This is a genomic window from Acinetobacter sp. 25-47-130 (assembly GCF_056779705.1).
Genome location: NZ_JBWYII010000017.1, coordinates 1 through 8,619, shown reverse-complemented (window position 1 = coordinate 8,619; position 8,619 = coordinate 1). Strand labels below are relative to the sequence as shown.

Here is an 8,619-nt window from a genome sequence, read left to right as displayed (position 1 = left end):
ATTTTAATGAGGACTAAGGTTTGAGTTTGCATCGTTGCGACCGCCATCTTGTGTGGGCGGATCGTCGGGATTTCAACGAGCAAGGTTTCAACTGATGTAATCATTTCCACTCTACGCATTCTTGCATTGTGTATTTCATGTGGTATACCTTAAAAGAATGCAAAAATAGAGTCGAAGATCATTTTTGCATTTTAATATATTTAAAAGGTATGGAAGTCATGGAGCTTAGACATCTACGATATTTTGTCGCAGTGGTAGAAGAACAAAGTTTTACAAAAGCAGCCGAAAAGTTATTTATTGCGCAGCCACCATTAAGTAGACAAATTCAAAATTTGGAATCAGAGCTTGGCATTGCTTTATTTGAGCGAGGTAGCCGTCCATTAAAAACAACACAAGCCGGTTATTTCTTTTATCAGCACGCAGTGAAATTACTTGCCAATGCTGAAGAAGTTAAGTCTATGACAAAGCGTATAGGTCTAGTTGAACGTACAGTAACAATGGGGTTTGTCGGGTCACTGCTTTATGGGCTGCTTTCTAAAATTGTATATTTATATAGGCAGCAGCAACCCCACTTAAAGATTGAACTTGTTGAAATGACCACGTTAGAACAAGTTAAAGCACTCAAAGAGGGGAAGATTGATGTTGGATTTGGGCGGCTTAGAATTTCAGATCCAGCATTGAAGCGAATTTTGCTTCGTGAAGAGCGCTTAATGATGGCAGTGCATGCGAGTCATCCTTTAAGTTTAAAAAAAGAAGGTGTTTATCTATCTGATATTTCTGATGAAAATATTTTTTTATACCCTAGCCATACAACCCCTAGCTTTGCAACTCAAGTCCAAGCCTTGTTTGCAGAATATAATTTAGAACCTAAAAATATACGTTTGGTGCGAGAAATTCAGCTATCTCTTGGTTTGGTTGCAGCTGGTGAAGGTATTTGTATTGTCCCAGAAAGTGCGAAATCAATTCAGCTATCCCATTTGCTTTACATCCCAATTTTAGATGAAACTGCAGTAAGTCCAGTATTTATGACGATACGTAATCTAGATGAGAGCGAGGACATCATGTCTCTAATAGATTGTATTTACCAAGTGTATGATTTAGAAGCAATTAAGTATGATAGAAATTTAATTTAGATAGGGTCTAATACAATAATTAGACTTAGGTCTAAAGCTATTGGATAAAAAATAGCAATCAAAAATCTTAAATACTCAAAATAACTACGACTTTAGCTTATGCCCCGAAAAGGGGCTTAATTTTTTTGATAAATTTCAAACAAATAATTTTAACTTTGAAGAAAAAGTAGGTTGCAATAAAAAATTCAAATTAGAAATTCTCAAAGAATTTTTTTTTTAAGTAATTATTCGTCTAATTTTCATTCAATCATACTAGAAATAAGCCCTCGAGATTATTTAGACCTTGAAGGTATATATATAGATATATTCGGTTTTGGACATTTTTTCAGCTTTAAGTCAATGTTGCGTCATATTTTTGGAGAGTTTATTTGCAGGAGGCACAACCTTGGAAGCAAACAAATTAAATATCAATCGTGTGATTGATGATGCTAAGTTCACACCATTTCATTGGGGTGTATTGTTTTGGTGCTTATTGATTATTATCTTTGATGGTTATGATCTTGTCATTTACGGAGTTGCATTACCTTTATTAATGCAGGAATGGGCATTAACTTCAGTACAAGCTGGATTGTTAGCAAGCACAGCTTTATTCGGGATGATGTTCGGTGCTATGTCATTTGGTACATTATCAGATAAGCTTGGTCGTAAAAAAACCATTATGATTTGTGTGGCAATCTTCAGTGGATTTACATTTTTGGGGGCATTTGCATCGAATCCAACTGAATTTGGTATTTTACGCTTTCTTGCTGGTCTGGGTATTGGCGGTGTGATGCCTAACGTTGTTGCTTTAATGACTGAATATGCACCTAAGCGAATTAGAAGTACTTTAGTTGCCCTTATGTTCAGTGGATATGCAATTGGTGGTATGACGTCAGCATTATTAGGTGCTTGGTTAGTTCCACAATATGGCTGGAAAATTATGTTCTATATCGCTGCATTGCCTTTAATCGCATTGCCGTTGATTTGGAAATTCCTACCAGAATCTTTGATGTACCTGACCAACAAAAACCAAACCGAGCAAGTGCGAATTAATGTGAAGAAAATCGCACCTGAAAAAAATATTACTGTTGACACTCAATTTGTATTAGATGAAGTCACAGCAGGTGATGAAGCTCCTTTAAAAGCATTATTCCAGCAAGGTCGTACCTTCAGTACTTTCATGTTCTGGGTTGCATTCTTTATGTGTTTACTCATGGTTTATGCTTTAGGAAGCTGGTTGCCAAAACTGATGATTCAAGCGGGTTACTCGCTTGGTGCAAGTATGATCTTCCTATTTGCATTAAATATCGGTGGTATGGTGGGTGCAATCGGTGGTGGATATCTTGCAGATCGTTTCCACATCAAAAAAGTACTCACAATTATGTTCGTGTGCGGTGCACTTGCACTTATCCTTCTCGGCTTTAATAGTCCACAAATCGTGTTGTATACGCTAATTGCAATCGCGGGCGCTGCAACGATTGGCTCACAAATTCTACTTTATACATTCGTCGCACAATATTATCCGTCGACAGTTCGTTCAACTGGTATGGGGTGGGCATCTGGTATTGGTCGAATTGGTGCAATCGTAGGTCCAGTACTCACTGGTGCTTTGTTAACCATGGAACTTCCGCACCAAATGAATTTCTTGGTCATCGCAATTCCTGGTGTGATTGCAGCCTTAGCAATTTTTATGGTGAATCTGAAAAATTCAGTAGATGGAAAAATTGCTCAGGAAGAACCGGTGCACTCTTCTAAAGTCGTAGAACAAGCACAGTAAAAATTCTTTATAAATAAGACAGCTGCCAGAAGGTGGCTGTTATTTAGACTTTTAAACCATTTTATAGGATAAGAGAGATTAGGATGATCTTTTCAAACAAACCTTTTACTTTAAGTTTAATCTCATTAGCTGTTTTAACCTCTACTGCAACATTTGCACAAAGCACACAACAGTCTGAAATAGAGCAACTACGTCAAGAAATTGAAGTACTTAAATCAATGATGGAACAACAACAGAAGAATGCTGTTGTACAGACAAAATCGATTGAGACATTAAAAACAGAATCTGTTAAACCCCAACCAAAACTAAATGTTGGTAAAGATACCACTTTTAATTTTTATGGTAATGTTCGTCTAGATGCCTCATATCAAGCCGAAGGTAGTGCGGCAGATCGCCTATATAATAATATTAATAAAGTTCCTTTAGCGGGACAAAGTGAAGCAAGTGATCAACTGAAGTCGACTCTATCAGCAACACGTTTAGGTTTGGATATTCATAGTCAAATCAATGATAAAAAAGTTTCAGGTAAAGTTGAAGTCGACTTTTTGGGTGGAGCTGGATTAGATAATCTTCGTATACGTCATGCTTATATGAATTACGATAAATGGTTAATTGGTCAAACTTGGTCTAACTTTGCTGTGCCAGACTATATGCCTGAAACGATTGATGCCTTAGGTTATGTGGGTGGTGCTGTAAAACGTACACCTCAAGTTCGTTATAGTATGAGTTTAGCACCTGCAACAGGCTTGGTCCTTGCAGCAGAAGATCCAAAAGATGGCTTATCTAAAATGCGTACACCTGCAGTCACAGCGCGATTGAATCATCAATTAAATGATGATGCTAAACTCAGTTTACGTACTATGGTCAATGAAAAGAAAACAGAAGTTGATGAAGTCGTTGCATGGGGCGTAGGACTTGGTATGCAATATAAGTTAGCTCCTTCAACTACACTGAAAGCTGACTACTATCATGTAAAAGGAGATAGCAGTTTCGTTTCATGGACGAATCCTGGTATCAGCCGTAGCTCATCTGGTGAAATTTTAGATGAGAATGAATTTGACTCGATTACAATAGGTCTAACGCAGCAATTTAATCCTCAATGGCGTGGAACTGTTGGTTTTGGTTATATGAATCAAGATGTGACAAATGCTTATCGAGGTGGTGCAGTAAATCTGACAGAGATCAATAAGGAGCTTTGGCAAGGTTGGGTCAATGCATTCTATAGTCCGATCAAACCGATTAGCCTTGGGTTGGAATATGTGTATGGTGAGCGTAAAGCTGTAGTATCTGCACCAAATGGTTCTAACACAGGTGAGGATAATCGTGTAAGTGCTGTAGCAATTTATAATTTCTAAATGATTCCAGCTTGAATGATGATAAAAAGAGCGATTTTTCGCTCTTTTTTTATGGGATGGTTTTAGAGAATGTCAGAATAGATCCTAGAAAAAATAAAAATATAAAAGTACTATGAGATCTTATTTGACTTTAGATTCTCATCTACTAGGAGAAGGCGCGTTTCGTGTACGAATTAGATTGCAAATTACTCAGTATTTTTTTTCATGTTTACAAATTTAAAAGTGTCTCGGTTGCTGCTGAACAATTGCAGATGAGTCAACCTGCTGTAAGTAATATTCTTAATAAAATTCGACAACATTATAACGATCCGCTTTTTTTAAGAATTGGGAATGAAATGATCCCGACGGAATTATCAAAGCAATTATTCCCATTGGTCAGTGAAGCATTAAGTAAAGTTGAAGCGATTAATAATTTTACGATCGATTTTGATGAAGCTATATCAGATCAACAATTCACCTTGGCGATGACTGATGTTTCGCATTTAGTATTACTGCCTAAGATTTCCCAATATCTAAAAGCAAAAGCATCTCATGTCAGATTAAATGTGCGTCCAATAACTTCTGAAACAAGTTATCAAATGGCAAATGGTGAAATTGATCTTGCATTAGGATTTCTGCCTCATTTGGAAAATGGCTTTTATCAACAAAAACTATTCGAGCAATATTATGTTGTAATTGCAGCAAAAGATCACCCGCGTTTAACGGGAGATTCAATCAGCAAAGAGCAGTATTTGGCAGAATCACACATTGATATTGATGCGGGAATGGGGCATTACCATATTGAAAATGAGCTGTTAAACCTTGAACTTAAAAGAAATATTTTAATGCGATTACCAAGTTATCTTGGTGTTGGTCTTGTTGTTCAAGAAACTGATGCGATTGCTACAGTGCCTTACTATCTAAGTGAAGTTTTATTATCACGAGGCAATTTAAAAATCTTTGATGCACCTATTGCTTTCCCGACATATGGTGTTAAACAATACTGGCATATGTCCTGTCATCATAAGACCAGCCATCAATGGCTTAGACATATGTTTCATGAAATCCTTGTAAAATAACACTCATAAATACTCTATGAGCAAGCGATTGGGGTTATATAGGTAGGCTATTCCTTAAATAAAAAATAGCCTAAGCTCTAAGCATCGTTATTAATTTTTAACTAAACCGCCATCCACTATTAAATTTTGACCAGTGACAGCTTTGGAGTACGGTGACAAAAACATTAAAATGGCTGAAGCAAACTCATCAGGAGTGACTACTTTACGCAAGGGGGTAGCGGAAGCAATATAATCAAAAACTTCCTGTGGCGTGCTTTTACTTGCATCAGTTTGTTGAAGTAATCCACCAGACAACATATTGACATTAATTCCAAACTCACCTAATTCATGAGCACATGTTCTCGTCAATGCGAGAAGGGCAGATTTTGCAGTAGTATAGTCATGATATGGCACAACAGGATTTTGCACCAAGTTTGTTCCTATATTCACAATTCGACCGAATCGATTAGCTTTCATGTCGGCTAAAGCGGCTTGAGTGGTATTAAGGGCAGCTTTGACAGCACCCTCAAACTGAGTGTGCATATCATTCCATTGTATTTGTGAAATATTTGGTCTTGCATCCCCGTTAAATTTAAATCTAACGAGTGCATTATTCACAATTGAATGAATAGCTTCACCAAAATGCAGTTTGGCAGCGTTAAACATTTCTGAAACTTGATCTGCATCAGTAATATCCGCTTGATAACTAAAAACTTGATCAGGATGTGAAAGTTTTAATGTCTTAGCGGACTCATGACTACTATGATAATTGACAACGACACGAGCGCCTTCGCTCAATAATGCCTTGGTAATAGCCAAGCCAAGGCCTCGTGCCCCACCTGTAACGAGTACAATCTGTTCGTTTATTTTCATTTACACACAATCAATAAGACTTGGTGAAGATTGTATTTAAATAATAAGTAACTTCAACCTTTGATAAAGCAAAAATATTTATTTTTGAAATGAAATTTCTAATAGTTTGTGATGAATAAATCTGAGCTTGTCTAAGACTTTATCTGATAGCGTAAATGGGTATGCATCATCTAAACCCATACTGCGATTAAGTGCATTTAAGTTAAAAGTGATGGTTAACCAGTTTTGTAAAACAGTTTCAAAGTTTTTAGCACCAATCGGATTTTCTTCGATCGTCATACTTGGGAGATCAGCACGTTTAGATTGAACACTCAGACCCGCATAGTATGCTGTTTCTAAGGTATCCATCATATGTAAATAATGTGCCCAAGTCTCTGCCCAATCTTCCCATGGGTGAGCACTCGCATAGGAACTAATAAAATTTTTCTGCCAGTCTATGGGTGGACCTTCGTGATAATGTCGCTTTAAAGCCTCAGCATAATCTTGTCGTTCATCTCCAAACATTACTCTGAACGCATCAATCAGATCTGGTCGAAGCTGTTGAATGAGATCGAAATAGTAATGCCCGCTTTCGTGACGAAAATGACCGAGTAGGGTTCGATAGTTTTCACCCATTTTTATTCGGGTTGTTTCGCGGTATACGACGTCTGCTTCGCTTGCATTTAATGTAATTGTACCTTGAGCATGACCAGTTAAAACAGGAAGATCTGGTTCGGGCATCAAAAAATTAAATCTAAGTCCAAATTGATCTTGATCATTTTTTTTTGGTCTCGGCATGATATTTAGTTGTTGCATCATATAAAGGAAACGACGCTTCGCATGCTCTAATCTGCTCCAATAGATGGTGTGATCAGGATTATTTAAATTTGGAATAATAGAGGTTAGTTTGCAAGAGTCACAGTAAATATCAGAACTTTCTGCAGGAATCATCCAATTGCATACATGATGATGCAAATAATTAAAACAGGGTTTATAGAGTTTATTTTTGAATTTGGGATTAATAGATTTCCACAACTGACTAGTATGTTTATGGAAACTTCCCATTTCTCTTTCTTCTACAACATATCCTAAATTAATTCCACAATGAGTACATGTAGAATTCATAAAAAAGATTTGCTGATTGCACTGCGCGCAAGAAAAATATTTCATAAAAATTATTCATTTTTTTGAGATTATACCATTGCTTTTTTCAAAAAAAAATTTGTGTTTCTGATATTAAATAATGAAAATTAAAAGCAAGAATAATGATGAACAATAAGTAATCAATGTATTGAATTTGTAAATACCAGTATAATTAAGATCATTTAGTTACTGTATAAAATAAAATCAATTTTATTAAAAAATAGTGTGATGCAAATCACAATATATTGAAATATATGATTTTTAATCTAAAAAAATCTTGATTAGAAAACTAAATGATCGTTTAATGCTATCAAGTAAAATTTCTTTAAATCTATGGGTATTTTGTATATGCAAACTCAGATTATCTCAAAAAAAACCTTGAATAATACGATCACTTCAGAAAGCAATATAATTAAAATTGTTGAAGACTCAGTTGTAATGATCGACGTGGCTCCTGAAGATGTTCAAGAGCTGATTGTGAATGATAATCAGGTCATTATTAAACTTAATAATGGGGAAACAATAACCCTAGAAAACTTCAATTATGAAACATCTGATTTAGTTTTCCGTAACCAAAATAGTGAGATGTTTGTTCTTGATTTCAAAAATGTAGAATACAACCCTTTAGAAAGCATAGAAGCGTTACTAGAAGGTGGTGCTGGAACTGGCGCTACAATCTTAAATAATTGGTTAGCTGGTGGTTCACTTGCACTAGGTGCAGTTGGAGTTGGCATTGCTGTATTTGATGCTGCTAATGGATCAAGTGACACAAAACAACCTTCCAAAGATCTCAGCAAATTAGTTGATGCAATCAATGATGCTAAAAATTCATTAAATCAATTGGATGGTGATGAAAAACAGCGAGTTGAAAATGCTATTAATGATGCAGAAGCTGTTTTAAAAGACCCAGAATCAAGTCAAGAATTACTTGACCAGACGGCTGATGATTTAATTTCTATTGTTGAAGATGCTTTAAAAGATCAAGAAGCTAAAGATGCTGCTAAATTAGAAGAAGCAATTAATAATCTTGAAGCTGATTTGGAAAATGCAAAGGATAAGTTGGAAAATGAAGATCCAAATGATCCATATACTGATGAAACTAGATCAGAATTAGAAAAAGAAATTGAAGAAGCTCAAAAGCTTGTAGATGACTTTAATAACAATATTGGTGACAAGCCAAGCATTGATGATGTAAATAATGCTCGTGATGAACTAAATAATGCTGTGGATAATCTTACTAATTTAGATTTTTCAGCAGCAACACAAGCGGTTCAAACTGCAGAAGCTAAGCATGATGAATTGGTAGAGGCAATTGCTGCTAAAAATGGTGTAATCAGTCCAGC

General features: G+C 35.9%; 7 protein-coding genes. 5 read left to right on the top strand and 2 right to left on the bottom strand.

Features of this window, described 5'->3' with window-relative positions:
* Positions 1-218: 218 nt before the first annotated feature.
* The 4 genes from AC1M83_RS14075 (at position 219) to AC1M83_RS14060 (ending at position 5,302) form a co-directional block, all read left to right on the top strand.
* Positions 219-1,133 carry a LysR family transcriptional regulator gene (locus AC1M83_RS14075; protein WP_035270297.1) on the top strand — a complete coding sequence of 305 codons (915 nt, stop codon included), beginning with the start codon at positions 219-221 and terminating at the stop codon, positions 1,131-1,133.
* 385 nt (positions 1,134-1,518) lie between these two features.
* On the top strand, positions 1,519-2,889 hold the full coding sequence (locus tag AC1M83_RS14070; protein WP_481590935.1) for an aromatic acid/H+ symport family MFS transporter: 1,371 nt from the start codon (positions 1,519-1,521) through the stop codon (positions 2,887-2,889).
* Between the two features lie 83 nt (positions 2,890-2,972).
* A complete protein-coding gene (locus AC1M83_RS14065; protein WP_092766281.1) occupies positions 2,973-4,244 on the top strand; it encodes a DcaP family trimeric outer membrane transporter in 1,272 nt (423 codons plus the stop codon).
* Positions 4,245-4,408: 164 nt separating this feature from the next.
* Positions 4,409-5,302: a LysR family transcriptional regulator gene (locus AC1M83_RS14060; RefSeq protein WP_092766282.1), complete on the top strand. Its 894-nt coding sequence runs from the start codon at positions 4,409-4,411 to the stop codon at positions 5,300-5,302.
* Positions 5,303-5,392: 90 nt separating this feature from the next.
* Here AC1M83_RS14060 and AC1M83_RS14055 read toward each other — a convergent pair whose 3' ends face one another.
* Both AC1M83_RS14055 and AC1M83_RS14050 read right to left on the bottom strand, forming a co-directional pair.
* Positions 5,393-6,154, bottom strand: a complete 762-nt coding sequence (locus tag AC1M83_RS14055) for a 3-oxoacyl-ACP reductase (protein WP_180029055.1) — start codon at positions 6,152-6,154, stop codon at positions 5,393-5,395.
* Between the two features lie 78 nt (positions 6,155-6,232).
* On the bottom strand, positions 6,233-7,303 hold the full coding sequence (locus AC1M83_RS14050) for a zinc-binding metallopeptidase family protein (protein ID WP_481590934.1): 1,071 nt from the start codon (positions 7,301-7,303) through the stop codon (positions 6,233-6,235).
* Positions 7,304-7,624: 321 nt separating this feature from the next.
* Between AC1M83_RS14050 and AC1M83_RS14045 the strand changes: the two genes are divergently transcribed.
* The coding region (locus tag AC1M83_RS14045; protein ID WP_481590933.1) for a BapA/Bap/LapF family prefix-like domain-containing protein at positions 7,625-8,619 on the top strand (995 nt) is incomplete at its 3' end.